This is a genomic window from Serratia sp. szju, from assembly GCF_044594185.1.
Classification (GTDB): domain Bacteria; phylum Pseudomonadota; class Gammaproteobacteria; order Enterobacterales; family Enterobacteriaceae; genus Serratia; species Serratia bockelmannii.
Window position 1 is genome coordinate 2,913,752 of the sequence record NZ_CP172576.1, and the last position, 25,576, is coordinate 2,939,327.

Consider the following 25,576-nt stretch of genomic DNA (forward strand, 5'->3'; position numbering starts at 1 on the left):
CATATTTACATTAGCTTTACTTTATATTTTACCTTAAGCATTGTTTATGTGGTTATAAGATTATTATTTAAAGCAAAAATCTTAATGATTGAATTTATTAAATTCATTGAGTAGTAACATGAAGTCGGTACCGTTAATTATTTATCTTTTTTGCTCTGGAATGCAGTCTGAAGGCCGGTTGATAAGGGTTCTCAGTAGCACGAATGGAGTGGAAATTAGGCAGTATGAATGAGTAAAATCTCAGGTTCGGTGGGGGTTTTCCCTTTTCACCGGTATTCAGTCCCCCGCGTTCTATAAGCACCATCGATAGATCGCATTTTAAAAAGCGATAGAGGTAACGAATCATAAGTAATTTTTTTGCCCTCCACTTATGAGTGGGGTACTGTCATAACAGGCGCCGTCCTTTTCAACGGCGTCTGAGAAACACACCAGGGTAGTAGTTCGTAAATTAGAATTTAAAAAAGTGAAGAATACACTATGACAACTGCAAATCGTCCGATACTTAATCTCGACCTCGATCTGCTAAGAACCTTTGTTGCGGTTGCTGATTTGAATACCTTCGCCGCGGCGGCTGTTGCCGTTTGCCGTACTCAATCAGCCGTCAGTCAACAAATGCAGCGATTAGAGCAACTGGTCGGCAAAGAACTGTTTGCCCGCCATGGGCGCAACAAACTCCTGACTGAGCATGGTATTCAGCTTCTCGGTTATGCCAGGAAGATCCTGCGCTTTAACGACGAAGCCTGTACCTCGCTGATGTACAACAATATAAAAGGTGTTCTGACCATCGGTGCTTCCGACGACACCGCCGATACCATTCTGCCTTTCCTGTTGAACCGCGTGACCGCCATCTATCCGAAGCTGGCCATTGACGTGCGCGTAAAGCGCAGTACGACGATGGTCGATCTGCTGGAAGAGGGCGAGATCGATCTGGCGGTGACCACGGCGGATCCGGCCGGGCACCCGCACATCGTGCTGCGCACGTCGCCGACGCTGTGGTATTGCGCCGCCGATTATCACTATCAGGCCGGCGAACCGATCCCGCTGGTGGTAATGGATGAGCCAAGCCCGTTCCGCGCGCTGGCGATTAAACAGTTGGACGAAGCCGGTATTCCGTGGCGTATCGCCTACGTCGCCTCCACGCTGTCCGCGGTGCGGGCGGCCTGTAAAGCCGGCCTGGGCGTGACCGCACGGCCGATCGAGATGATGAGCCCCGATCTGCGGGTGCTGGGCGCGGTGGAAGGTTTGCCGCCGCTGCCGGATACCCAGTATGCGCTGTGCAAAAACGCGCAGTGCAGCAACGAGCTGGCGATGGCCATCTTCAGCGCGATGCAGGGCGGCAATGACGGCTATGGCTTCAACGGTGCGGAAGGCGGTCTCCAGAGCGATCAGGATGACGCCAGCCTGGTGGACGAAGAAGAATAACGTCGCGGCGCGATATCTGATGAAAAACCTCTGCTTCGGCGGAGGTTTTTTTTGCCCTTTTTTTACCTAAAAATTTATTTATATGTATTTGGCTTGTATTTTCAATTGAGTTGGCTGTTTTGTTAACTTTTAAGCGTTAATGAAAAGAGAGTTTGGCCGGGTTTAATACGCTAAGTTCGTTTTTTGAGCAATAAGATTGAATGGGTTAAAGGCATGGTAATAGCAGGGGTATTTTGTTAGCTTATAGCGGCCGTTTTTGCGGCTCAATTTGAGGAAAATTGTTAAAGGGCCACACTTTTTTTGAGGATTTATGCTGAAAACGTGTCCTGGATCAAAAAAATACCCCTAGGTAGTGAGTGGAAGAACAGGGAATTCCTGAGACAATGGTATAGTAAAACTGAAATGTGCATGTTGGTTTATATCTATCTGTTTCTACACAAAAATTAACTGACACGATTTAGCCTGTCCCTGGCGCATCAAATGTTAATTAAATGATACGTATGTAAACTAGTGTGTAGATACTTTTGTCAAAGTTGACAAAAGGTTATAGAAAGGAGTAAAAAGCCCACAGAAAAACGCTGCCTAACTCGCTGTAAAAGCAGTTTGTTTGTGTGGTTATTTATCCTTCCCTTAAATCGATGTGGCGCACTAACTGCCGGTGACAAGAGCAGTGCGATCGACGCCACTTTTGATGAGTAAGCATAGAGTATGTCAACAACCACTGAAGTTATCGCTCATCACTGGGCGCTCGCCGTATTTCTCGTTGTGGCTATCGGGCTCTGCGGCTTAATGCTGCTGGGCGCGTTCTTCTTGGGCGGGAGAGCCCGGGCGCGCGCCAAACACACCCCGTTTGAATCAGGCATCGACTCGGTCGGCACGGCGCGCATGCGCTTGTCCGCCAAGTTCTACCTGGTGGCCATGTTCTTCGTTATTTTCGACGTTGAAGCCTTATACCTGTATGCCTGGTCGGTCTCGGTTCGCGAGAGCGGTTGGGTAGGCTTTATCGAAGCCGCCATTTTCATTTTGGTGCTATTGGCCGGTCTGGTTTATCTGGTGCGCATCGGCGCGTTGGATTGGACTCCGGCGCGTTCCCAACGCCGCAGCAAACCGAGCACGATCACTAACACCAACAGTCATCCGCAGTAACAGCGAGGCATTAAGATGGACTATACGCTCACCCGCATAGACCCGAACGGTGAGAACGACCGTTATCCCCTGCAAAAACAGGAGATCGTCGCCGATCCCCTGGAACAACAGGTCCACCGCACGGTTTACATGGGTAAACTCGAACATGCGCTGCATGACATGGTGAACTGGGGGCGTAAAAACTCTATTTGGCCGTATAACTTCGGCCTTTCGTGCTGTTACGTGGAGATGGTGACGTCGTTTACCGCCGTTCACGACGTGGCGCGTTTCGGTGCGGAAGTGTTGCGCGCCTCCCCGCGTCAGGCTGACCTGATGGTGGTGGCCGGTACCTGTTTCACCAAGATGGCCCCGGTCATCCAGCGCCTGTACGAGCAGATGCTGGAACCGAAGTGGGTGATCTCGATGGGCGCCTGCGCCAACTCCGGTGGTATGTACGACATCTATTCCGTGGTGCAGGGCGTGGACAAGTTCCTGCCGGTCGACGTGTACATTCCCGGCTGCCCACCGCGTCCGGAAGCCTACATGCAAGCGCTGATGTTGCTGCAGGAATCTATCGGCAAAGAACGTCGCCCGCTGTCGTGGGTTGTCGGCGATCAGGGCGTTTACCGCGCCAATATGCAGTCTGAAAGAGAGCGTAAACACGGCGAGCGCATCGCGGTGACCAACCTCCGGACGCCTGACGAGATTTAAGACGTTCATTTAACGTCCATCTTAGTGCGCTATTGGTTAACACAGCGAAAAGTGAAACTTGCGGCGAATAACCCTTTAGTGTGGTGAAAAAAAATTATGACAGATTTGACGACGCACGACGCCTTGCCTGCCTGGCAGACCCGAGATCACCTTGACGACCCGGTGATCGGCGAACTGCGCAACCGTTTTGGGCCGGAAGCCTTTACTGTTCAGGCCACCCGTACCGGCATGCCCGTGGTATGGGTTAAACCTGACCAGTTACTGGAAGTAATGACGTTCCTGAGAAAACAGCCGAAGCCGTATGTCATGCTGTTCGATCTGCATGGCGTGGACGAACGTCTTCGCACCCACCGCGACGGCCTGCCCGCTGCGGATTTCTCCGTTTTCTACCATCTGATTTCCATCGAGCGCAACCGCGACATCATGCTGAAGGTGGCGCTGTCTGAAAAAGACCTGCACGTGCCCACGGCGACCAAGGTATTCCCGAACGCCAACTGGTATGAGCGCGAAACCTGGGAAATGTTCGGCATCACCTTCGACGGCCACCCGCACCTGTCGCGCATCATGATGCCGCAGACCTGGGAAGGGCACCCGCTGCGCAAGGACTACCCGGCGCGCGCCACCGAATTCGATCCTTTCGTGCTGACCAAGCAGAAAGAAGATCTGGAGATGGAAGCGCTGACCTTCAAGCCGGAAGACTGGGGCATGAAGCGCGGCACCGAGAACGAAGACTTCATGTTCCTCAACCTCGGCCCGAACCACCCGTCTGCGCACGGTGCGTTCCGCATCATTCTGCAGCTGGACGGCGAAGAGATCGTCGACTGCGTGCCGGACATCGGTTATCACCACCGCGGCGCCGAGAAGATGGGCGAGCGTCAATCCTGGCACAGCTACATTCCGTACACCGACCGCATCGAGTATCTCGGCGGCTGCGTGAACGAAATGCCTTACGTGCTGGCGGTCGAGAAGCTGGCCGGTATTAAGGTGCCTGAGCGCGTCGACACTATCCGCGTGATGCTGTCCGAGCTGTTCCGTATCAACAGCCACCTGCTGTATATCTCCACCTTCATTCAGGACGTCGGCGCGATGACCCCGGTGTTCTTCGCCTTTACCGACCGTCAGAAAATCTACGATCTGGTGGAAGCGATTACCGGCTTCCGTATGCACCCGGCCTGGTTCCGCATCGGCGGCGTCGCGCACGATCTGCCGCGCGGTTGGGATCGCCTGCTGCGTGAATTCCTCGACTGGATGCCGAAACGTCTGGATTCTTACGTGAAAGCGGCGCTGAAGAACAGCATCCTGAAAGGCCGTTCCATCGGCGTAGCGTCTTACAACGCCAAGGAAGCGCTGGAGTGGGGTGTGACCGGTGCCGGCCTGCGTGCTACCGGCGTTGAGTTCGACGTGCGTAAATGGCGTCCTTACTCCGGCTATGAGAACTTCGACTTCGAAGTGCCAGTGGGCGACGGCAACAGCGACTGTTACACCCGCGTGATGCTGAAGGTGGAAGAGCTGCGCCAGAGCCTGCGCATCCTCGAACAGTGCCTGAACAACATGCCGGAAGGCCCGTTCAAGGCCGATCACCCGCTGACCACGCCGCCGCCGAAAGAGCGCACGCTGCAGCACATTGAAACGCTGATCACCCACTTCCTGCAGGTTTCCTGGGGCCCGGTGATGCCAGCCAACGAATCATTCCAGATGATTGAAGCCACCAAAGGGATCAACAGCTACTACCTGACCAGCGACGGCAGCACCATGAGCTACCGCACCCGGGTACGTACGCCGAGCTTTGCGCACCTGCAGCAGATCCCATCGGTCATCCGAGGCAGCCTGGTTTCCGACCTGATCGTCTATCTGGGTAGTATCGATTTTGTAATGTCAGATGTGGACCGCTAACTATGCATGATCAAAAAGACAATCACGCAGTCAACGATGCGCTCGAGCCCATCAATGCAGCCGCTCCTCAGAGCGGCGTTGATGCATTTGTACTGAGCGCGGAAGAACGTGATGCGATCGAGCACGAAAAGCACCATTACGAGGATCCGCGCGCCGCTTCCATCGAAGCACTGAAAATTGTGCAGAAGCAGCGCGGCTGGGTTCCGGACGGTGCGATTTACGCCATCGCGGAAGTGCTGGGCATCCCCGCCAGCGACGTAGAAGGCGTGGCCACGTTCTACAGCCAGATTTTCCGTCAGCCAGTAGGACGTCACGTGATCCGTTATTGTGACAGCGTTGTTTGTCACATCACCGGTTACCAGGGCATTCAGGCCGCTATCGAGAAGAAGCTGAACATCAAGCCGGGTCAAACCACTTTTGATGGCCGCTTCACGCTGCTGCCGACCTGCTGTCTGGGCAACTGCGATAAAGGGCCGACCATGATGATTGATGAGGACACTCACAGTCAGTTGAAGCCTGAAGATATCGAGACGCTACTGGAGCAGTATCAATGACCAAGCACATTGTACGCACTCCCGAAACGCATCCGCTGACCTGGCGTCTGCGCGATGACAAGCAGCCGCTGTGGCTGGACGAATACCGCAGCAAAAACGGCTATGCCGGCGCAGAGAAGGCCCTCAAAGGCCTGGCCCCGGACGAGATCGTCGGCCTGGTGAAAGATTCCGGGCTGAAGGGCCGCGGCGGCGCGGGCTTCTCCACCGGTTTGAAGTGGAGCCTGATGCCGAAGGACGAATCCATGAACATCCGTTACCTGCTGTGTAACGCCGATGAGATGGAGCCGGGCACCTATAAAGACCGCCTGCTGATGGAGCAGCTGCCGCACCTGTTGGTGGAAGGCATGCTGATCTCCGCGTTCGCGCTGAAAGCCTATCGCGGGTACATCTTCCTGCGCGGCGAGTACATCGAAGCGGCGGCGCACCTGCGTCGCGCCATCGCGGAAGCCACCGAAGCCGGCTATCTGGGCAAGAACATTCTCGGCACCGGGTTTGATTTCGAGCTGATTGTGCACACCGGCGCCGGCCGTTACATCTGCGGCGAAGAGACCGCGCTGATCAACTCGCTGGAAGGCCGCCGCGCCAACCCGCGCTCCAAGCCGCCATTCCCGGCCAGCGCCGGCGTCTGGGGCAAGCCGACCTGCGTCAACAACGTCGAAACGCTGTGCAACGTGCCGGCCATTTTGGCGAACGGCGTGGAGTGGTACACCGGCATCTCCGGTAGTGAAGACAAAGGCACCAAGCTGATGGGCTTCTCCGGCCGGGTGAAAAATCCGGGCGTCTGGGAGCTGCCGTTCGGTACCACCGCGCGCGAGATCCTGGAAGACTACGCCGGCGGCATGCGCGACGGTCTGCGTTTCAAAGCCTGGCAGCCGGGCGGCGCGGGCACCGACTTCCTGACCGCCGATCACCTCGACCTGCCGATGGAATACGGCGCGATCGGCAAAGCCGGCAGCCGTCTCGGCACCGCGCTGGCGATGGCGGTAGACCACGAGATCGGCATGGTGCCGCTGGTGCGTAACCTGGAAGAGTTCTTCGCCCGCGAGTCCTGCGGCTGGTGTACGCCATGCCGCGACGGCCTGCCGTGGAGCGTGAAGATCCTGCGTGCGTTGGAAAACGGCGAAGGGCAGCCGGGGGATATCGAAACCCTCGAACAGCTGTGCCGCTCCCTCGGCCCGGGCAAAACCTTCTGCGCCCACGCGCCAGGTGCCGTAGAGCCACTGCAAAGCGCGATTAAATATTTCCGTGAAGAGTTCGAGGCGGGTATCGCCGTGCAGCACTTCGGCAACGCCCATGCGATTGGCGGCATTCAGCCGAACAATCTGCTGAAGCAGCGCTGGTAAGCCGAACTCGCCCGAACACGGCCAGAATTTTTGATTAACGCCTGCCGCAAGGCAGGCCACTTGGAAGCATGCTGACTATGGCTACGATTCATGTAGACGGCAAAGAGTATGAGGTAGACGGGGCGGACAACCTGCTGCAGGCTTGTCTTTCCCTCGGCCTTGATATTCCTTACTTTTGCTGGCATCCGGCGCTGGGAAGCGTCGGCGCTTGCCGCCAATGTGCGGTAAAGCAATACCAAAACGCGGAAGATACGCGCGGCCGTTTGGTGATGTCCTGTATGACCCCGGCATCCGATGGCACCTTCATCTCCATCGATGACGGCGAAGCGAAGCAGTTCCGTGAAAGCGTGGTCGAGTGGTTGATGACCAACCACCCGCACGATTGCCCGGTCTGTGAAGAAGGCGGTAACTGTCACCTGCAGGATATGACGGTAATGACCGGCCACAGCTTCCGCCGCTACCGCTTCACCAAGCGTACCCACAACAACCAGGAGCTGGGGCCGTTTATCTCGCACGAGATGAACCGCTGCATCGCCTGCTACCGCTGCGTGCGTTACTACAAAGACTATGCGGACGGCACCGACTTCGGCGTGTACGGCGCGCACGACAACGTCTACTTCGGTCGCCCGGAAAGCGGCACGCTGGAAAGCGAGTTCTCCGGCAACCTGGTGGAAGTGTGCCCGACCGGCGTATTCACCGACAAAACGCACTCCGAACGCTACAACCGTAAATGGGACATGCAGTTCGCGCCGAGCATTTGCCAGCAGTGCAGCATCGGCTGTAACACCAGCCCGGGCGAACGCTATGGCGAGCTGCGCCGTATCGAAAACCGTTACAACGGCAGCGTGAACCACTACTTCCTGTGCGACCGCGGCCGTTTCGGTTACGGCTACGTCAACCAGAAAGATCGTCCGCGTCAACCGCAGCAGCTGCGCGGCGATGACTGGATCACCCTGAACGCCGAGCAGGCGATGCAGGGCGCGGCGGACATCCTGCGTCAGGCGAAGAAAACCATCGGCATCGGCTCCCCGCGCGCCAGCCTGGAAAGCAACTTCGCACTGCGCGAGCTGGTCGGCGCCGAGAACTACTACACCGGTATCGCTCAGGCGGAGCAATCACGCCTGGCGCTGATGCTGAACGTGCTGAAAAACGGCGGCGTCCATACGCCGGCGCTGCGTGAGATCGAAGATTACGACGCGGTGCTGGTGCTGGGCGAAGACCTGACGCAAACCGGTGCGCGTATCGCGCTGTCCGTGCGCCAGGCCGTCAAAGGGAAAGCTCGCGCGATGGCGGCGGCGCAACGTGTTGCCGACTGGCAGATCGCGGCGGTGCAGAACATCGGTCAGCACGCCAAGTACCCGCTGTTCACCACTAACATCGACAACACCCGCCTGGACGACATTGCCGCCTGGAACTACCGCGCGCCGGTGGACGAGCAGGCACGCTTCGGCTTCGCCATCGCGCACGCGCTGGATAGCGCAGCGCCGGCGGTGAACGATCTGGCCGACGGCCTGAACAAGAAAGTCGATATCATCGTGCAGGCGCTGACCGGCGCACGCAAACCGCTGATCGTGACCGGCAGCAACGCCGGCAGCGAAGCCATCATCCAAGCGGCGGCCAACATCGCCAAAGCGTTGAAGGGCCGCGGTTCCGATGTCGGCATCACCTTCGTGGCGGGCGCTGCCAACAGCATGGGCCTGGCGATGATCGGCGGCGGTTCGCTCGATCAAGCGCTGGAACAGCTGGCGAGTGGCGCAGCCGACACCGCCATCGTGATGGAAAACGATCTCTATCGTCATGCGCCGGCGGCGCAGGTGGACGCAGCGTTGGCCAAGGTCAACAACCTGATCGTCGCCGACCACCAGCGCACCGCGATCATGGACAAAGCCAACCTGATCCTCTCCTCGGCCAGCTTCGCCGAGAGCGACGGTACGCTGATCAACCAGGAAGGCCGCGCGCAGCGCTTCTTCCAGGTATACGATCCGGCTTACTATGACGACGCCAAGAAAAATCAGTTCACCGTGATGCTGGAAAGCTGGCGCTGGATGCACTCGCTGCACTCCACCTACACCAGCCGCCACGTGGACTGGACCCAGCTCGATGACGTGATCGCCGCTTGCGTCGCCGCGTTGCCGCAGCTGCAGGGCATCGTCGACGCCGCGCCGGACGCGACGTTCCGCATCCGCGGTCAGAAGCTGGCGCGTTCGCCGCACCGCTCCAGCGGTCGTACCGCCATGCGCGCCAACATCAGCGTGCACGAGCCGCGTCAGCCGCAGGATAAAGACACCATGTTCGCCTTCTCGATGGAAGGGAACAACAGCCCGCTGGCCGATCGTCAGCAGATCCCGTTCGCCTGGGCGCCAGGCTGGAACTCACCGCAGGCATGGAACAAGTTCCAGGCCGAAGTGGGCGGCAAACTGCGCCACGGCGATCCGGGCGTGCGCCTGATCGAAGCGGGGGAGGGCAGCCTCGGTTACTTCGACCGCGTGCCAGCCGCCTTCAATCCGAACGACGGCTGGCGTGTCGCGCCTTACTACCACCTGTTCGGCAGCGATGAAATGTCGCAGCGCTCTCACGTGATCCAGCAGCGCATGCCGGAAGCCTACGTGATGGTCAACCCGGCCGACGCGGCGACGCTTGGCGTCAACGCGGGCAGCCTGGTGGAGTTCAGCTGCGCGGGCCAGACCTTGCGTCTGCCGGTGCGTCTGAGTGAAACCCTGACCCAGGGCCAGGTTGGTTTGCCGCTCGGCTTGCCAGGGATCCCGCCGATCTTGGTGGGTGCTAAGGTAGACAATCTGCGGGAGGCGGCACGATGAGCTGGTTTACCCCTGAGGTGATCGACATTCTGATCGCCATTCTTAAAGCGGTCGTGATCCTGTTGGTGGTCGTGGCGTGCGGGGCATTCATGAGCTTCGGCGAACGCCGCCTGCTCGGCCTGTTCCAGAACCGCTACGGACCGAACCGCGTAGGCTGGGGCGGCTCGCTGCAGCTGGTCGCCGACATGATCAAAATGTTCTTCAAGGAAGACTGGGTACCGAGATTCTCCGACCGGGTGATCTTCACCCTGGCGCCGATGATCGCCTTTACTTCCCTGTTGCTGGCATTTGCCATCGTTCCGGTCAGCCCGACCTGGGCGGTGTCCGATCTCAACATCGGTATTCTGTTCTTCCTGATGATGGCCGGCCTGGCGGTGTACGCCGTGCTGTTCGCCGGATGGTCGAGCAACAACAAATACTCGCTGTTGGGCGCGATGCGCGCCTCCGCGCAAACCCTGAGCTACGAAGTGTTCATCGGCCTGTCGCTGATGGGCGTGGTGATGCAGGCGGATTCGTTCAACATGCAGGCCATCGTTGAATCCCAGGCGCACGTCTGGAACGTCATTCCGCAGTTCTTCGGCTTCGTGACCTTTGCGATCGCCGGCGTGGCGGTGTGTCACCGCCACCCGTTTGACCAGCCGGAAGCCGAGCAGGAACTGGCCGACGGTTACCACATCGAATATTCCGGCATGAAGTTCGGTCTGTTCTTCGTGGGGGAATACATCGGTATCGTCACCGTGTCCGCCCTGATTGTGACGTTGTTCTTCGGCGGCTGGCAGGGTCCGTTCCTGCCGCCATTCATCTGGTTCGCGTTGAAAACGGCCTTCTTCATGATGATGTTCATCCTGATCCGTGCCGCGCTGCCGCGTCCGCGTTATGACCAGGTGATGTCCTTCGGCTGGAAAGTGTGCCTGCCGCTGACGCTGCTGAACCTGCTGGCAACCGCCGCGGTCATTTTGTACAACGCTCAATAAGGGGTGAATAAACCATGACATTGAAAGAGTTAGTGGTTGGTTTCGGCACCCAGGTGCGCAGCATTTGGATGATTGGCATGCATGCCTTCGCCAAGCGCGAAACCCAGATGTATCCGGAAGAACCGGTTTACCTGCCGCCGCGCTACCGCGGCCGCATCGTGCTGACGCGCGATCCGGACGGCGAAGAGCGCTGCGTCGCCTGTAACCTGTGTGCGGTGGCCTGCCCGGTCGGCTGTATCTCGCTGCAAAAAGCGGAACAGAAAGACGGCCGTTGGTATCCGGAGTTCTTCCGCATCAACTTCTCGCGCTGCATTTTCTGTGGCCTGTGCGAAGAGGCTTGCCCGACTACCGCTATCCAGCTGACGCCGGATTTCGAACTGGGTGAGTACAAGCGTCAGGATCTGGTGTACGAAAAAGAAGATCTGTTGATCTCGGGGCCGGGTAAATATCCGGAATATAACTTCTACCGGATGGCCGGTATGGCGATTGACGGCAAAGCCAAAGGCGAAGCCGAAAACGAAGCCAAACCGATCGACGTCAAAGGTCTGTTGCCCTAAGGAGCCAGCAAGCATGGAAATTGCATTTTATCTGGCAGGTTTGATTGCGGTGGCCGCGACGATTCGCGTGATCACCCATACCAACCCTGTGCATGCGCTGCTGTATCTGATCGTCTCGTTACTGGCGATCTCGGCAGTCTTCTTCTCTCTCGGTGCCTACTTTGCCGCCGCGTTGGAAATCATCGTCTATGCGGGCGCCATCATGGTGCTGTTCGTGTTCGTGGTGATGATGCTGAACCTCGGCAACGTGCAGCAGCAAGAACGCGACTGGATGAAGCCGACGGTGTGGATCGGGCCTGGCCTGTTGTCACTGGCGCTGCTGGTGGTATTGATCGTCGCGATCCGCAGCGTATCCGATCAGGGTATCAGCGGCGAGATGGTCGACGCGAAGGCGGTGGGCATCAGCCTGTTCGGGCCTTACGTACTGGCGGTTGAGCTGGCTTCAATGCTGCTGCTGGCGGGTCTGGTTGTCGCCTTCCATATCGGCCGCGAGCACAAGCCTGGCGAGGTGCTGAGCAACGCGCCGGCGAGTGGCGAAATGGCGAGAAGAAAATCGGAGGAGCAAGCATGATCCCTCTTCAACATGGCCTGATCCTGGCGGCTATCCTGTTTGTGCTCGGGCTGACCGGGCTGCTGGTGCGCCGCAACCTGCTGTTTATGCTGATCAGCCTGGAAGTGATGATCAACGCTGCGGCGTTGGCGTTTATCGTGGCGGGAAGCTACTGGGGCCAGGCGGACGGGCAGGTGATGTACATCCTGGCGATCAGCCTGGCGGCAGCCGAGGCCAGTATCGGCCTGGCGCTGCTGCTGCAGCTCTACCGTCGTCGTCATACCCTGAATATTGATACTGTCAGTGAGATGCGCGGATGAACCTATTATATTTAACAATTCTGCTACCGCTGATCGGGTTCCTGCTGTTGGCATTTTCCCGCGGTCGTTGGTCTGAAAACACGGCGGCCACCGTCGGCGTGGGTTCTATCGGCCTGGCTGCGCTGGTCACGGTGTATGTGGCGATGGATTTCTTCGCCCAGAAAGCCGCCGGCGTGCAGCTGTTCGAGCAAAGCCTGTGGACCTGGATGGCCGTCGGTAACTTCAATATCGGCGTGACCCTGGTGCTGGACGGCCTGTCGCTGACCATGCTGTCGGTGGTCACCGGCGTCGGCTTCTTCATCCACATGTTCGCTTCCTGGTACATGCGCGGTGAAGAGGGCTATTCGCGCTTCTTCGCTTACACCAACCTGTTTATCGCCAGCATGGTGGTATTGGTGCTGGCGGACAACCTGCTGCTGATGTATCTGGGTTGGGAAGGCGTGGGCCTGTGCAGCTACCTGTTGATCGGTTTCTACTATAAAGATCCGGCCAACGGCGCGGCGGCGATGAAAGCCTTTATCGTCACCCGCGTGGGCGACGTGTTCCTGGCGTTCGCGCTGTTCATCCTCTACAACGAGCTGGGCACGCTGAACATCCGCGAGCTGATGATCCTGGCGCCGCAGAAACTGGCGGTGGGCGACACGGCCATCACCTGGGCGACCCTGATGCTGCTGGGCGGCGCGGTCGGTAAATCGGCGCAGCTGCCGTTGCAAACCTGGTTGGCGGACGCGATGGCGGGCCCAACCCCGGTTTCCGCACTGATCCACGCGGCGACCATGGTGACCGCGGGCGTCTATCTGATCGCCCGTACGCACGGCCTGTTCCTGATGGCGCCGGAAGTGCTGCACCTGGTGGGCATCGTCGGTGCGGTCACTCTGCTGCTGGCCGGCTTCGCCGCGCTGGTGCAGACCGACATCAAGCGCGTGCTCGCTTACTCCACCATGAGCCAGATCGGTTACATGTTCCTGGCGCTGGGCGTGCAGGCATGGGACGCGGCGATCTTCCACCTGATGACCCACGCGTTCTTCAAGGCGCTGCTGTTCCTGTCGTCCGGTTCGGTGATCCTGGCTTGCCACCACGAGCAAAACATCTTCAAGATGGGCGGCCTGCGCAAGAGCATCCCGCTGGTGTACGTCTGCTTCCTGGTGGGCGGCGCGGCGCTGTCTGCGTTGCCGCTGGTCACGGCCGGCTTCTTCAGTAAGGACGAGATCCTGGCGGGCGCGATGGCCAACGGCCACATCAACCTGATGGTGGCCGGCTTGGTTGGTGCGTTCATGACCTCGCTGTACACCTTCCGTATGATTTTCATCGTGTTCCATGGCGAAGAGAAAATCAAAGCGCATGCCGGTAAAGGCATCACTCACCACCTGCCACTGCTGGTTCTGCTGGTGCTGTCTACCTTCGTCGGCGCGATGATCGTGCCGCCGTTGCAGGGCGTGCTGCCGGATACCACTGAACTGGCGCACGGCAGCGTGCTGACGCTGGAAATCACCTCTGGCGTGGTGGCTATCGTCGGCATTCTGCTGGCGGCCGCGCTGTGGCTGGGCAAACGCAGCCTGGTCAACAGCATCGCCAACAGCGCGCCGGGTCGTTTCTTCTCGACCTGGTGGTTCCATGCCTGGGGCTTCGACTGGCTGTATGACAAAGTGTTCGTCAAGCCGTACCTGGGCATTGCGAAGCTGCTGCAGCGCGATCCGCTGAACTCGCTGATGAACCTGCCGGCCGTCTTCTCCCGCTGGGGGAACCGCGGTCTGACGGTGAGCGAGAACGGTCAGGTGCGTTGGTATATAGCGTCTATGGGTGTGGGTGCAGTGGTCGTATTGGCTCTGTTGATTTTGGTTTAATTGAATAATTTAAACAGACGCATTTTTCGGGCGTAGCGCCGGGTAGGCGCTACGTACAAAGTTTGAAATTATTCGTATAAGGGACACAAAACGCCATGCTATTACCTTGGCTAATTCTTATCCCCTTTATCGGCGGTCTGCTGTGCTGGCAGCTTGAGCGCTTCGGTACTAAGGTGCCGCGCTGGATAGCGCTGATCGCAATGGGGCTGACGTTGGCGCTCTCTCTGCAGTTGTGGATGCAGGGCGGCTATACCTTGACCACGCCGAAAGGCATTCCGCAGTGGCAGAGCGAATTCCTGCTGCCGTGGATCCCGCGCTTCGGCATCTCCATCCACCTGGCGCTGGACGGTCTGTCGCTGCTGATGGTGGTGTTGACCGGTCTGCTGGGCGTTCTGGCGATCCTCTGTTCCTGGCGTGAAATCCAGAAGTATCAGGGCTTCTTCCACCTCAACCTGCTGTGGATCCTGGGCGGCGTTATCGGTGTGTTCCTCGCCATCGACATGTTCCTGTTCTTCTTCTTCTGGGAAATGATGTTGGTGCCGATGTACTTCCTGATCGCGCTGTGGGGGCACAAAGCGTCGGACGGTAAAACCCGTATCACCGCGGCGACCAAGTTCTTCATCTACACCCAGGCCAGCGGTCTGGTGATGCTGATTGCGATCCTGGGCCTGGTGTTCGTGCATTACAACGCCACCGGCGTGTGGACCTTCGATTACGAAGACCTGCTGCAAACGCCGATGTCCCACAACGTGCAATATCTGCTGATGCTGGGCTTCTTCATCGCCTTCGCGGTGAAAATGCCGGTGGTGCCGCTGCACGGCTGGTTGCCGGACGCGCACAGCCAGGCACCGACCGCAGGTTCCGTCGACCTGGCGGGCATCTTGCTGAAAACCGCGGCCTACGGCCTGCTGCGTTTCAGCCTGCCGCTGTTCCCTGAGGCTTCGCACGAGTTCGCGCCAATCGCCATGTGGCTGGGCGTGATCGGCATCTTCTACGGCGCCTGGATGGCGTTCGCGCAGACTGACATCAAGCGTCTTATCGCCTACACCTCGGTATCGCACATGGGCTTCGTGCTGATTGCCATCTACACCGGCAGCCAGCTGGCTTACCAGGGTGCCGTGATCCAGATGATCGCGCACGGTCTGTCCGCCGCCGGTATGTTTATTATCTGCGGCCAGCTGTATGAGCGTCTGCATACCCGCGACATGCGTCAGATGGGCGGCCTGTGGGGGCGTATCAAATTCATCCCTGCGCTGTCGCTGTTCTTCGCCGTGGCTACGCTGGGGATGCCGGGTACCGGTAACTTCGTCGGTGAATTCATGATTCTGTTCGGCAGCTACCAGGTGGTGCCGGTGATCACCGTGATCTCTACCTTCGGTCTGGTGTTCGCTTCGGTTTACTCGCTGATCATGATGCAGCGCGCTTACTACGGTGCGCCTAAATCCGACCAGCCGCTGCAGGGCATGACCGCGCGCGAACTGTTCATCATTCTGCTGCTGGTGGTGTTGCTGGTTCTGCTGGGGGTTTACCCGCAGCCGATTCTGGATACTTCCAACGCGGCGATGAGCAACGTGCAACACTGGTTTGGTTCGTCAGTTTCAGCAATTTCAACAACAAGGCCGTAATTCGCCATGACAATAACTCCTCAACAACTGATCGCACTGCTGCCGCTGTTGATCGTCGGATTGACGGTGGTGGTTGTGATGCTAGGCATTGCGTGGCGACGCGACCACTTTATCAACGCCACCCTGACCGTGATCGGTCTCAACCTGGCGCTGCTTTCGCTGTACTTTGTCGGCCAGGCAGGCCCAATGGACGTCACCCCGCTGCTGCGGGTTGACGGCTACTCGATGTTCTACACCGGGCTGGTGCTGCTGGCGAGTCTGGCGACCTGCACCTTCGCCTATCCGTGGCTGGTCGGCTATCCGGATAACCGCGAAGAGTTCTACTTGCTGGTGCTGATCGCCGCCATGGGCGGCATCCTGCTGGCGAGCGCCAACCATCTGGCTTCGCTGTTCATCGGTATCGAGCTGATCTCGCTGCCGCTGTTCGGCCTGGTGGGTTATGCCTATCGTCAGAAGCGCCCGCTGGAAGCTGCCATCAAGTACATGCTGCTGTCCGCCGCCGCGTCGTCGTTCCTGCTGTTCGGCATGGCGCTGCTGTACGCTGAATCCGGCGATCTGTCGCTGGCCGGCCTCGGCAAGAGCCTGCAGGAAAACATGATGCACCAGCCGCTGATCCTGGCCGGTATGGGCATGATGATCGTCGGTCTGGGCTTCAAGCTGTCGCTGGTGCCGTTCCAACTGTGGACGCCGGACGTGTATCAGGGCGCGCCTGCGCCGGTCTCGACCTTCCTGGCAACCGCCAGCAAGATTGCGATCTTCGCGGTCGTGATGCGTCTGTTCCTGTATGCCCCGGCCGCCGACAACGAAGCGCTGCGTCTGGTGCTGTCGATCATCGCGTTCTGCTCTATCTTGTTCGGTAACCTGATGGCCATCAGCCAGACCAACATCAAGCGTCTGCTGGGCTACTCGTCGATCGCTCACCTGGGCTACCTGCTGGTGGCGCTGATTGCGGTGCAAACCCATCAGCTGTCGCTGGAAACCGCCGGCGTTTACCTGGCCGGTTACCTGTTCAGCAGCCTGGGCGCCTTCGGCGTGGTCAGCCTGATGTCCAGCCCGTACCGCGGCCCGGATGCGGATTCGCTGTTCTCTTACCGTGGTCTGTTCTGGCATAAGCCAATCTTGTCCGCGGTAATGACGGTGATGATGCTGTCGCTGGCCGGTATCCCGATGACGCTGGGCTTTATCGGTAAGTTCTTCGTGATCGCGATGGGCGTCAGCGCACACCTGTGGTGGCTGACCGGCGCAGTCGTGGTAGGCAGCGCCATTGGCCTGTACTACTACCTGCGCGTGACCGTCAGCCTGTTCCTCAGCGCGCCGGAATCGCTGCAGCGCGACACCCCGAACAACTGGGCGTTGACCGCCGGTGGCGTCGTGGTGCTGATCTCCGCCGCGCTGGTGCTGCTGTTGGGGGTTTATCCGCAGCCGCTGATTTCGCTGGTGCAGATGGCGCAGCCGACGTTCTGATAACGCTTCAGACGGTAAAAAGGTCGCTTCGGCGGCCTTTTTTTATGGAGAAACGGCACTCAGCCGTAATGGGCGCTAAACGACGTTTCCAGCGCCTGCACCACCGCGCGCACGCGGGCGGCACGCTGCAAATCGGGATGCAGCACCAGCCAGATATCCACCCAGTCTTTATTCTCTGGCAACAGGCGCACCAGCTCCGGGTCTTTATCCGCCAGAAACGCGGAGAGCAGGCCGATGCCTAGCCCGCTGCGAGTGGCGGAGCGCAGCAGCAGCTGTGAATTGCATTGCAGCACGACGTTGGGCTCGTGCAGGGCTTCGCCGCAGAAATTGTTCCAGTGGCGCGGCACCAGCTCGCGCGGGAACATCAGCAGATCGTGGCCGCGCAACTGCTCGCCTTTGACCGGCATACCTCGCCGAGCCAGATAGTGCGGGCTGGCGTACAGGCCCATCTCGATGGTGGCCAGCCGCTTGATGATCAGTTCATCGTCATCGGGGCGTGCACCGCGGATCGCCAGATCCGCGCCGTGATAAGAGATATCGGCGATGTTCAGTGCCGTCAACAGCGTGACGGTGATGGCCGGATAGCGTTCCCGCAGATCTTGCAGCGCGGGTATCACGAAGGCTTCGGCCAGGGTATCGGTGGTGGCGATGCTCACGTGGCCGTGCAGGCTGTCATCGCCGCTGGCGGCTTTGCGGTTGATCGCCTGCACCGCATTCTCCATCTTCATCACGTCCGCCAGCATTTCTTCCCCCAACGGGCTGAGGGCGAAGGATTTCGGCGTGCGGATAAACAGCTTGGAACCGAGAGCGTCTTCGAAAGCGGAGAGCCGTCGACCGACGGTCGCCTGATCGACATGCAGCTGGTTGGCGGCTTTGCGTAGCGTGCCACAGCGTGCGACGGCCAAAAAGAAGCGCGCGTCGTCCCAATTCATCATGCCATTTCCTCTCTGCAGATTTGTCGGCGCCGTGGGGCACAGGCCGAGCCAGGCGAACAATAACGGTTTCTATCATAAAGCGTTGTTCTGCCCGGGGGGAGAGAAAGACGGTTAGCGGGCTGCACATCGGCGGTTATTTCTCCGGTGATGCAAGAATGCATCAGGGTGATTCATTCTTGACGATACTTCGCCCGTCGCCGGAACGCTATGATAAGCGCCGTTCCCGGCAGGCCGGGTGAGGAAAATGTCGACGGCAGGCCGCCGTCTGCCGTCTTTGGGAGTTGAAACATGTCAGAAAATACCGCCAGCCAGATTGCGGCGCCGCAAAATGCTCAGGCGTCGGGCAGGACAATTTTATTGTTCCTGGCGCTGGCTTTGATGTCGGCATTGCTGAACAGCAGCGCGCCGACGCCGCTTTATCCGCTGTATCAGCAGCAGCTTACGCTAAGCTCGGTCAGTCTGACCGTCATCTACGGCGCCTATGCCGCCGGCGTGCTGATCTCTTTGTTCGGCGTCGGCAATCTGGCCGGCAAAGTAAAGGATTTACGCAGCATGATCGTGCCGGCATTGCTGGTGGTGTTGAGCGGCGCCCTGCTGTTCGCGCAGGCTGATACCTTTGCCATGATGCTGATGGCGCGGCTGTTGGCCGGGGTGGGCACCGGGGCGCTAACCGGCGCGGCGAACATCGCGTTGGTGCGGTTTGGGCCGCGCGACGGCGGCAAAAATGCGGCGTTGATCGCGACGCTGTCATTCACCACCGGATTGGCGCTGGGCCCGATCTTCAGCGGCATCGCCTTGCAGACCGGTTTCCATCCCACGACGCTGCCATTTGTTTTCATCATGGTCATGGCCGCCGTGGCTGCGTTGGGCGTGATGTTCTCGTGGCCGCGTGGCGTGGTTACGGCGCCGAGCCATGTTACGTCGGCCGAGACAGAAAACAGCTCGCTGCTCGATGGCTTGCGCGCCACCGGCGGTAAATTCTTTGTGTGTGCAGGGGCTTTATTTATCTGTTGGGCGCTGGCCGCCAGTATTTTGGCAATCGGCCCCGGCGTGGCGGAAACGCTGTTAGGCCTGCACGCTCGTGGCGTCTTTGGCTATGCGATTGCGGTGTATCTGCTGATCGCCGGTATCAGCCAGATCCTGAGCCGCCGCGTTAACGCCCGTCATTCGCTGTTGTTCGGTTGCCTGGCGCAGGTGCTGGCGGCAGTGGTGTTCACCATGGCGATCCAGTGGCATTCTCTTGGGCTGGCGGCGGTGGGGCTGGTGGTGGCCGGCTATGCTTATGGCGCCATTTTCGTCGGCAGCGCGACCCTGGTGAACCTGATTTCGCCGCCGACCAGCCATGCGCGTTTGCTTTCGCTGTTTTACGTTATCGCTTATATCGCCAACTGGGTGCCGATCTTGCTGGGCGTGGTGGTCGATCGCGTCGATCTGAATCAGGCAACCCATTTGCTGTTCCTGGGCAGCACCGTGGTGTGCCTGTTGTTGGCATGGAAGACGTCCCGGGTGGGGTTCCCTCGCTAATTACTTTGTGATGAATATCTATTTTTTATAATTAATGATTCTTTAATTACATTTATAGTGTGATTTTCATCGCATAAATTGGCCTGTTTTCGGGTAAACTGCGCGCTTTCTTTTTGCTGCAGGTCACTTTATGAACGTTCTTTTCGCCATTGCCGTCACCACCGGGATCCTGTCCGGCGTTTGGGGATGGGTTGCCGTCAGTTTGGGCCTGATCGGTTGGGCCGGCTTTCTCGGCTGCACGGCGTATTTCGCCTGCCCGCAGGGCGGACTGAAAGGGCTGTTGATCGGCGCGTTGACCTGCTGCAGCGGCGTCTTCTGGGCAATGGCGATCATCCACGGCAGCGAACTGGCGCCGCAGTGGAATCTGCTGGGGTATCTGCTGACCGGCATCGTGGCGTTCCTGATGTGCATTCAGGCTAAACAGCAGTGGCTGGGATTCGTACCCGGCACCTTTATCGGCGCCTGTGCGACCTTCGCCGGCGGCGGCGATTGGCCGCTGGTGACGCTTTCCCTGCTGGTGGGCCTGCTGTTCGGCTATGCGATGAAAAACAGCGGTCTGTGGTGGGCGGCACGCAGCGATAAAGCCCGCGCTACGCCGCCGATGGACCCGAATGCCGGCTCAAACGGTGCCGCCGAGTGAGTTGCTGCCGCGCCGCTGTGCGGCAGTATCTCCTGATAACCAGGACGGTAACGCTGTTGAAAATTGTCTATTTTAAAAGGGATAGGTATTGACTCTTCCTGTAGGGATTGCGTGAGATCACGTTAAAAGTAACAGGGTTTCGTAACATTATTTTCAGTGATTTCCATCACGTTTTTACCGGTAACAATCGGCTGAGATAGAGGCCTGTCCGATTGGAGGCCTGAAGGCCGGGAATCACCATGCACAACCTGTTTTCTCTGGATAACAAAACCGTCTTAATCACAGGTGCCTCGCGCGGCATTGGTTTTCTGCTGGCGCGCGGCCTGGCACAGCAAGGCGCGCATATTCTGATCAACGCCACCACCGAAGAACATGCCCGGCACGCCGCCGATCGCCTGCGTGAAGAGGGGCTGCGCGCCGATGCGGCGGCGTTCGACGTCACCGACTCCCAGGCGGTGCATGCCGCCATCGACCGTATCGAAGCGGACATCGGCGCGATAGACGTCTTGATCAACAACGCCGGTATCCAGCGCCGCCACCCGTTCACCGAATTTCCGGAGCAAGATTGGGACGACATCATCGCCGTCAACCAGAAGGCGGTCTTCATCGTGTCGCAGACCGTAGCGCGTTATATGGTGCCGCGCCGGCGCGGCAAGATAATCAATATCGGTTCGATGCAAAGCGAGCTGGGGCGGGACACCATCACCCCTTATGCGGCGTCCAAGGGCGCGGTGAAAATGCTGACGCGCGGCATGTGCGTGGAGCTGGCGCGCTACAACATTCAGGTCAACGGCATCGCCCCCGGCTACTTCAAAACCGAGATGACGCAGGCGCTGGCCGACGATCCGGCCTTCACCGCCTGGCTGACCCAACGCACGCCTGCCGCGCGCTGGGGCGATCCTCAGGAGTTGATCGGCGCGGCGGTGTTCCTGGCCGCCGACGCCTCCGCCTTCGTCAACGGGCAGTTGCTGTTTGTCGATGGCGGCATGTCTGCGGCGGTGTAATCTTTTTTCGTGGAGTCTGGAGATGAAAATTCAAACCCAGTCCTGCGTGGTCAATGGCAAGCGAGACGTGGCGGTGATCGCGCAAGAAGTGGATTATCGGGGGCAGGGAACGCTGGTAAAAATCAGCCGCGGCGGCATCTGCGGCTCGGATCTGCATTACTTCCAGGAAGGCAAGGTCGGCAATTTTCAGGTGCGTCAGCCGATGGTGCTGGGCCATGAGGTGATCGGTGAGGTGGTCGCCAGCGATTCGCCGCAGCTGCCGGTCGGGCAGAAGGTGGCGCTCAATCCCAGCAAACCCTGCGGGCAGTGCAAATACTGTCTGGTGCAGCAAAGCAATCAATGCGTCGAGATGCGCTTTTTCGGCAGCGCGATGTATTTTCCGCACGTCGACGGCGCTTTTACCCAATACAAAGTGGTGGATAGCGCGCAGTGCATTCCTTACGCTGCCGATCGCGACGACAGGGTAATGGTGTTCGCCGAACCGCTGGCGGTGGCTGTCCACGCGGCGAAGCAGCCCGGCGATGTGACGGGGAAAAAGATTTTCGTGTCCGGCGTTGGCCCGATCGGCTGCCTGCTGGTGGCGGCGCTGAAAGCGCTGGGCGCCGCCGAGATTGTCTGCGCCGATCTCAGTCCGCGCTGCCTGGCGATCGCGAGGCAAATGGGGGCCGATCGGTGCCTGCATGCCGCGGACGACGATTTTAGCGGTTATCTGCAGGACAAGGGGTATTTTGACGTCGCCTTCGAAGTGGCGGGGCACCCGCAGTCGCTGCAGCGCTGTCTGGAGATCACCCGCGCCAAAGGCACTGTGGTGCAGGTGGGCATGGGCGGCAGCTTCCCCGATTTTCCGCTGATGTTGTTGATTGCCAAGGAACTGAATCTGCTTGGATCGTTCCGCTTCGTGGCGGAGTTCACGTTGGCGGTGGCCTGGCTGGCCGACGGCGTGATCGATCCGCTGCCGTTGCTGTCGGCGGAATTCGCCAGCGGGCAGTTGGCGCAGGCGCTGACGTTTGCCGGCGATAAACGCCAGGCTGCCAAGGTGCAATTGGTGTTTTAGGGTAAAAGTCCGATGGCCGCAGGCGGCGATCCTTGTCTATAGTGTAGGAACGCTTAATTTTTCAACCACGGAGATCTCACGATGGCAAGACATACGGATGCTGAGCAAACTACGCTGGATGACGATCTGAGAATGCTGACCGAGACGCTGGAAGAAGTGCTGCAATACACCGGCGACCGCGCGGATCAGGCCTACATCGACATCAAGTCGCACGCCGAGCAGGCGCTGAGTGAGGTCAAGGCGCGCTGGGCGAACACCGGCGAATCTTACTATGCGCGCGCCAAAGAAGCGGTGCACCGCACCGACGACTACGTGCGGGACAAACCCTGGCACAGCGTGGGCATCGGCGCCACCGTCGGGCTGGTGCTGGGATTGTTGCTGGCTCGCAAATAAACCATGCCATCGGGGCGGCGCAGGCCGCCCCGTGTTTTTCTTCAGACTGTGTTGTTCATTCCGCCGTTTTACCGAAAGCTTTTCCTTATCCCGCCTATACTTCCCGCTAGCCGCCGTTGGAGCACCCCTATTTCCCTTGTTTTTATATGGACGGATTGAGCCGACGCCGCCGCAAGTGTAAAGTGTTTGTATATTTATTGTTTGTTTTTTGTTCTAAATCAAATAATTATCTGGTGTAAACACCCAGGGATATACGGCGTTCTTGCGCTGGCGCAAAAGCCGTGAAAATAACACCTCATATAATACAGAGCGTAACTACAGGCGCGGCGTCTGTCGGCTGCGTCGGAGACGATCTCTGCTAACTGACTTGTGAGCGAACTATGTCGACAAGTGTTTTTAATCGCCGGTGGGCGGCTGTGCTGCTCGAGGCGCTGGCCCGCCATGGGGTGCGGCATGTTTGTATCGCTCCGGGATCGCGCTCCACGCCGCTGACGCTGGCCGCCGCGGCCAACCGATCGTTTATCTGCCATACCCATTTTGATGAGCGCGGGCTCGGTCATCTGGCACTCGGGCTGGCGAAGGCGGCGCGTGAGCCGGTGGCGGTGATCGTCACGTCCGGCACCGCGGCGGCGAACCTTTACCCGGCTTTAATCGAAGCCGGCCTGACCGGTGAACGGCTGGTGTTTCTCACCGCCGATCGGCCGCCGGAACTGATCGACTGCGGCGCCAATCAGGCGATCCGTCAAAACGGCCTCTACAGCAGCCACCCGACGCTGGCGATCGATCTGCCGCGTCCTACGCCGGATATTCCGGCCGCGTGGCTGGCCTCCAGCGTCGACAGCGCGATGGCGCGCTTGCAGCATGGCGCTTTGCATATCAACTGCCCGTTCGCCGAACCGCTGTACGGCGGCGATGAGCGTCACTATGCCGAATGGTCCGCCGCGCTGGGCGACTGGTGGCAGAGCGATCGTCCGTGGCTGCAGGAAAGCGAGACGCATGCAGTGCCATTGCCGCAGCCGGACTGGTTTTTCTGGCGACAAAAGCGCGGCGTGGTGCTCGCCGGCCGCATGAGCGCACAAGAGGGCGCACAGGTGGCGGAATGGGCCGAAACGCTGGGTTGGCCACTGATCGGCGATGTACTGTCGCAGACCGGGCAACCGCTGCCCTGTGCCGATTTATGGCTCGCGCATCCGCAGGCGCAGCGCCTGTTGCAAGACGCGCAGCTGGTGGTGCAGTTCGGCGGCAGTTTGACCGGCAAACGCCTGCTGCAGTGGCAGGCGCAGTGCCGGCCGGAAGAGTATTGGGTCATCGACGAGCTGCCGGGGCGGCTCGATCCGGCCCAGCACCGGGGGCGGCGCCTGCGCGCCGGCGTGGCGCAGTGGTTGGCGCAGCATCCGGCGCAACCGCGCGCGCCGTGGGCCGCCGGGCTGGCTGCGCTGGCGGATAAGGCGCTGACGGCGGCGTCCACGCATCTGTACGATAACTTTGGCGAAGCGCAGCTGGCGCACCGCCTGCCGGAACTGTTGCCGGAGAACGGCCAGCTGTTTCTCGGCAACAGCCTGGTGGTGCGACTGATCGACGCGTTAACGCCATTGCCCGTCGCTTACCCGGTATTCAGCAACCGTGGCGCCAGCGGTATCGACGGTCTGATTTCCACCGCCGCCGGCGTACAACGTGCCACCGCCAGGCCAACGTTGGCGGTGGTGGGCGACCTTTCCGCACTGTATGACCTCAATGCGCTGGCGCTGCTGCGCCACTGCTCGGCGCCGACGGTGCTGATCGTCGTCAATAACAACGGCGGCCAAATTTTCTCGCTGCTGCCGACGCCCGAAGAAGATCGTCAGCGCTTTTACTGCATGCCGCAGAACGTTGAGTTCAGCCATGCGGCGGCGATGTTCCAGCTTGACTACGCGCGGCCGGAGAACTGGAGCCAGCTGCAACAGGCGGTTGAGCAAGGCTGGCGGCGCGGCGGCGCCACGCTGATAGAACTGCAGGTGTCGCCGAGTGAAGGGGCCGAAAGCCTGCAATACCTGGTACAACAGATGGCGGTGCAATGATGCTGGCGACGCGAATTTTGCAACAGGGCGAAGCGGGGCGTCCGTGGCTGGTGTGGCTGCACGGCCTGCTCGGCAACAACAATGAATGGCGGGTGATCGCCGCGCGCTGCCCGGAATGGCCGTCGCTGGCCATCGATCTGCCCGGCCACGGCGATTCCGTGGCGGTGGGCTGCCGCGGCTTCGACGACATCAGCGCGCAAATCGCCGCGACCCTGCAACTGCGCAATATTGAACGTTATTGGCTGGTGGGCTACTCGCTCGGCGGGCGCATCGCCATGTATCACGCTTGCCACGGCCGCCATGACGGCCTGCAAGGGGTGATCGTCGAGGGCGGCAATCCGGGGCTGGAGGACGAACAACAGCGCCGCGATCGTTGCGAGCAGGATGCGCGATGGGCGGCGCGTTTTCGCAGTGAGCTGATTGCCGAAGTCTTGGCGGACTGGTATCAGCAGCCGGTGTTCAAAGAGCTTAGCCATGTGCACCGCCAGGCGCTGATCGCCGCGCGTTCGGTCAACAGCGGCCCGGCGATTGCCGACATGCTCGAAGCCACCTCGCTCGGGCGGCAGCCTTATCTGGCGCCGCAGCTGCGCCAACTGACCGTGCCGCTGCGGGTGCTGTGCGGTGAGAACGACCCCAAATTTCAACGGCTGGCGCGCGACGCCGGGTTGCCGTTGCGCATCGTGCCGCAGGCCGGCCACAACGCGCATCTGGCCAATCCGCAGGATTTCGTCGCCGAGCTGCAGACATTTCTCGTTAACCCTGGTTAAAGGA

22 protein-coding genes are annotated in these 25,576 nt (G+C 59.4%); 21 read left to right on the top strand and 1 reads right to left on the bottom strand.

Annotation, left to right across the window (positions count from 1 at the left end; all coding sequences use genetic code 11):
• Positions 1–477 precede the first annotated feature (477 nt).
• From lrhA to nuoN, 14 genes are all read left to right on the top strand, one after another.
• Positions 478–1,422, top strand: coding sequence for a transcriptional regulator LrhA (lrhA, locus tag RE418_RS13850; RefSeq protein WP_025303664.1), 945 nt, complete (start codon positions 478–480; stop codon positions 1,420–1,422).
• 708 nt (positions 1,423–2,130) lie between these two features.
• On the top strand, positions 2,131–2,568 hold the full coding sequence (gene nuoA / locus RE418_RS13855; RefSeq protein WP_025303663.1) for an NADH-quinone oxidoreductase subunit NuoA: 438 nt from the start codon (positions 2,131–2,133) through the stop codon (positions 2,566–2,568).
• A 15-nt stretch (positions 2,569–2,583) separates the two neighbouring features.
• Positions 2,584–3,258, top strand: coding sequence for an NADH-quinone oxidoreductase subunit B family protein (locus tag RE418_RS13860; RefSeq protein WP_004936039.1), 675 nt, complete (start codon positions 2,584–2,586; stop codon positions 3,256–3,258).
• A gap of 96 nt (positions 3,259–3,354) precedes the next feature.
• On the top strand, positions 3,355–5,151 hold the full coding sequence (gene nuoC, locus RE418_RS13865; RefSeq protein WP_025303662.1) for an NADH-quinone oxidoreductase subunit C/D: 1,797 nt from the start codon (positions 3,355–3,357) through the stop codon (positions 5,149–5,151).
• 2 nt (positions 5,152–5,153) lie between these two features.
• Positions 5,154–5,705 (top strand): NADH-quinone oxidoreductase subunit NuoE, encoded by a 552-nt coding sequence (gene nuoE, locus RE418_RS13870; protein ID WP_004936034.1) that lies wholly within the window; start codon positions 5,154–5,156, stop codon positions 5,703–5,705.
• Entirely contained in the window at positions 5,702–7,048 is a 1,347-nt protein-coding gene (gene nuoF, locus RE418_RS13875; RefSeq protein WP_015378579.1) for an NADH-quinone oxidoreductase subunit NuoF, read from the top strand. Before nuoE ends, nuoF begins: the two co-directional genes overlap by 4 nt.
• Before the next feature lie 77 nt (positions 7,049–7,125).
• Positions 7,126–9,864 (top strand): NADH-quinone oxidoreductase subunit NuoG, encoded by a 2,739-nt coding sequence (gene nuoG, locus RE418_RS13880; RefSeq protein WP_043140271.1) that lies wholly within the window; start codon positions 7,126–7,128, stop codon positions 9,862–9,864.
• A complete protein-coding gene (gene nuoH, locus RE418_RS13885) occupies positions 9,861–10,838 on the top strand; it encodes an NADH-quinone oxidoreductase subunit NuoH (protein WP_004936022.1) in 978 nt (325 codons plus the stop codon). The genes nuoG and nuoH overlap by 4 nt, the downstream gene beginning before the upstream one ends.
• 14 nt (positions 10,839–10,852) lie before the next feature.
• Positions 10,853–11,395, top strand: coding sequence for an NADH-quinone oxidoreductase subunit NuoI (nuoI, locus tag RE418_RS13890; RefSeq protein ID WP_025160170.1), 543 nt, complete (start codon positions 10,853–10,855; stop codon positions 11,393–11,395).
• Positions 11,396–11,408: 13 nt separating this feature from the next.
• Positions 11,409–11,966 carry an NADH-quinone oxidoreductase subunit J gene (nuoJ, locus tag RE418_RS13895; protein WP_019453717.1) on the top strand — a complete coding sequence of 186 codons (558 nt, stop codon included), beginning with the start codon at positions 11,409–11,411 and terminating at the stop codon, positions 11,964–11,966.
• A complete protein-coding gene (nuoK, locus tag RE418_RS13900) occupies positions 11,963–12,265 on the top strand; it encodes an NADH-quinone oxidoreductase subunit NuoK (RefSeq protein ID WP_004936014.1) in 303 nt (100 codons plus the stop codon). The genes nuoJ and nuoK overlap by 4 nt, the downstream gene beginning before the upstream one ends.
• Complete coding sequence (nuoL, locus tag RE418_RS13905; RefSeq protein ID WP_019453716.1) at positions 12,262–14,109, top strand: NADH-quinone oxidoreductase subunit L; 1,848 nt, start codon at positions 12,262–12,264, stop codon at positions 14,107–14,109. The genes nuoK and nuoL overlap by 4 nt, the downstream gene beginning before the upstream one ends.
• Positions 14,110–14,204: 95 nt before the next feature.
• Complete coding sequence (nuoM, locus tag RE418_RS13910) at positions 14,205–15,734, top strand: NADH-quinone oxidoreductase subunit M (protein ID WP_025303660.1); 1,530 nt, start codon at positions 14,205–14,207, stop codon at positions 15,732–15,734.
• 6 nt (positions 15,735–15,740) lie between these two features.
• A complete protein-coding gene (gene nuoN / locus RE418_RS13915; protein WP_025303659.1) occupies positions 15,741–17,198 on the top strand; it encodes an NADH-quinone oxidoreductase subunit NuoN in 1,458 nt (485 codons plus the stop codon).
• Positions 17,199–17,257: 59 nt separating this feature from the next.
• On the opposite strand, the gene RE418_RS13920 is transcribed toward nuoN, so the two are convergent.
• Positions 17,258–18,133, bottom strand: a complete 876-nt coding sequence (locus RE418_RS13920) for a LysR family transcriptional regulator (RefSeq protein ID WP_025303658.1) — start codon at positions 18,131–18,133, stop codon at positions 17,258–17,260.
• A gap of 288 nt (positions 18,134–18,421) precedes the next feature.
• On the opposite strand from RE418_RS13920, the gene RE418_RS13925 reads away from it, so the two are divergent.
• The 7 genes from RE418_RS13925 to menH all read left to right on the top strand — a co-directional run bounded on the left by RE418_RS13925 (position 18,422) and on the right by menH (position 25,572).
• Complete coding sequence (locus tag RE418_RS13925; RefSeq protein ID WP_089181149.1) at positions 18,422–19,657, top strand: MFS transporter; 1,236 nt, start codon at positions 18,422–18,424, stop codon at positions 19,655–19,657.
• Between the two features lie 130 nt (positions 19,658–19,787).
• Complete coding sequence (locus RE418_RS13930; protein WP_025303656.1) at positions 19,788–20,297, top strand: DUF1097 domain-containing protein; 510 nt, start codon at positions 19,788–19,790, stop codon at positions 20,295–20,297.
• A gap of 239 nt (positions 20,298–20,536) precedes the next feature.
• Entirely contained in the window at positions 20,537–21,301 is a 765-nt protein-coding gene (idnO, locus tag RE418_RS13935; RefSeq protein WP_025303655.1) for a gluconate 5-dehydrogenase, read from the top strand.
• Positions 21,302–21,323: 22 nt separating this feature from the next.
• The gene (gene idnD / locus RE418_RS13940) at positions 21,324–22,355 is read left to right on the top strand and encodes an L-idonate 5-dehydrogenase (protein ID WP_089181148.1); all 1,032 of its coding nucleotides are present in this window, start codon (positions 21,324–21,326) and stop codon (positions 22,353–22,355) included.
• A gap of 81 nt (positions 22,356–22,436) precedes the next feature.
• Entirely contained in the window at positions 22,437–22,748 is a 312-nt protein-coding gene (gene elaB, locus RE418_RS13945; protein WP_025303653.1) for a stress response protein ElaB, read from the top strand.
• A gap of 380 nt (positions 22,749–23,128) precedes the next feature.
• Positions 23,129–24,805 (top strand): 2-succinyl-5-enolpyruvyl-6-hydroxy-3-cyclohexene-1-carboxylic-acid synthase, encoded by a 1,677-nt coding sequence (gene menD, locus RE418_RS13950; RefSeq protein ID WP_025303652.1) that lies wholly within the window; start codon positions 23,129–23,131, stop codon positions 24,803–24,805.
• Positions 24,802–25,572 (top strand): 2-succinyl-6-hydroxy-2,4-cyclohexadiene-1-carboxylate synthase, encoded by a 771-nt coding sequence (gene menH, locus RE418_RS13955; RefSeq protein WP_043136534.1) that lies wholly within the window; start codon positions 24,802–24,804, stop codon positions 25,570–25,572. Before menD ends, menH begins: the two co-directional genes overlap by 4 nt.
• Positions 25,573–25,576 lie beyond the last annotated feature (4 nt).

What these genes read in the sequence shown, in the direction of transcription:
- nuoL (WP_019453716.1), top strand. Translation starts at nt 12,262, where the DNA reads ATGAACCTATTATATTTAACAATTCTGCTACCGCTGATCGGGTTCCTG.
- nuoM (WP_025303660.1), top strand. Translation starts at nt 14,205, where the DNA reads ATGCTATTACCTTGGCTAATTCTTATCCCCTTTATCGGCGGTCTGCTG.
- nuoC (WP_025303662.1), top strand. Translation starts at nt 3,355, where the DNA reads ATGACAGATTTGACGACGCACGACGCCTTGCCTGCCTGGCAGACCCGA.
- nuoJ (WP_019453717.1), top strand. Translation starts at nt 11,409, where the DNA reads ATGGAAATTGCATTTTATCTGGCAGGTTTGATTGCGGTGGCCGCGACG.
- nuoE (WP_004936034.1), top strand. Translation starts at nt 5,154, where the DNA reads ATGCATGATCAAAAAGACAATCACGCAGTCAACGATGCGCTCGAGCCC.
- lrhA (WP_025303664.1), top strand. Translation starts at nt 478, where the DNA reads ATGACAACTGCAAATCGTCCGATACTTAATCTCGACCTCGATCTGCTA.
- nuoF (WP_015378579.1), top strand. Translation starts at nt 5,702, where the DNA reads ATGACCAAGCACATTGTACGCACTCCCGAAACGCATCCGCTGACCTGG.
- RE418_RS13860 (WP_004936039.1), top strand. Translation starts at nt 2,584, where the DNA reads ATGGACTATACGCTCACCCGCATAGACCCGAACGGTGAGAACGACCGT.
- RE418_RS13930 (WP_025303656.1), top strand. Translation starts at nt 19,788, where the DNA reads ATGAACGTTCTTTTCGCCATTGCCGTCACCACCGGGATCCTGTCCGGC.
- nuoN (WP_025303659.1), top strand. Translation starts at nt 15,741, where the DNA reads ATGACAATAACTCCTCAACAACTGATCGCACTGCTGCCGCTGTTGATC.
- elaB (WP_025303653.1), top strand. Translation starts at nt 22,437, where the DNA reads ATGGCAAGACATACGGATGCTGAGCAAACTACGCTGGATGACGATCTG.
- nuoA (WP_025303663.1), top strand. Translation starts at nt 2,131, where the DNA reads ATGTCAACAACCACTGAAGTTATCGCTCATCACTGGGCGCTCGCCGTA.
- nuoH (WP_004936022.1), top strand. Translation starts at nt 9,861, where the DNA reads ATGAGCTGGTTTACCCCTGAGGTGATCGACATTCTGATCGCCATTCTT.
- nuoK (WP_004936014.1), top strand. Translation starts at nt 11,963, where the DNA reads ATGATCCCTCTTCAACATGGCCTGATCCTGGCGGCTATCCTGTTTGTG.
- menH (WP_043136534.1), top strand. Translation starts at nt 24,802, where the DNA reads ATGATGCTGGCGACGCGAATTTTGCAACAGGGCGAAGCGGGGCGTCCG.
- idnD (WP_089181148.1), top strand. Translation starts at nt 21,324, where the DNA reads ATGAAAATTCAAACCCAGTCCTGCGTGGTCAATGGCAAGCGAGACGTG.
- RE418_RS13920 (WP_025303658.1), bottom strand. Translation starts at nt 18,133, where the DNA reads ATGATGAATTGGGACGACGCGCGCTTCTTTTTGGCCGTCGCACGCTGT.
- nuoI (WP_025160170.1), top strand. Translation starts at nt 10,853, where the DNA reads ATGACATTGAAAGAGTTAGTGGTTGGTTTCGGCACCCAGGTGCGCAGC.
- RE418_RS13925 (WP_089181149.1), top strand. Translation starts at nt 18,422, where the DNA reads ATGTCAGAAAATACCGCCAGCCAGATTGCGGCGCCGCAAAATGCTCAG.
- idnO (WP_025303655.1), top strand. Translation starts at nt 20,537, where the DNA reads ATGCACAACCTGTTTTCTCTGGATAACAAAACCGTCTTAATCACAGGT.
- nuoG (WP_043140271.1), top strand. Translation starts at nt 7,126, where the DNA reads ATGGCTACGATTCATGTAGACGGCAAAGAGTATGAGGTAGACGGGGCG.
- menD (WP_025303652.1), top strand. Translation starts at nt 23,129, where the DNA reads ATGTCGACAAGTGTTTTTAATCGCCGGTGGGCGGCTGTGCTGCTCGAG.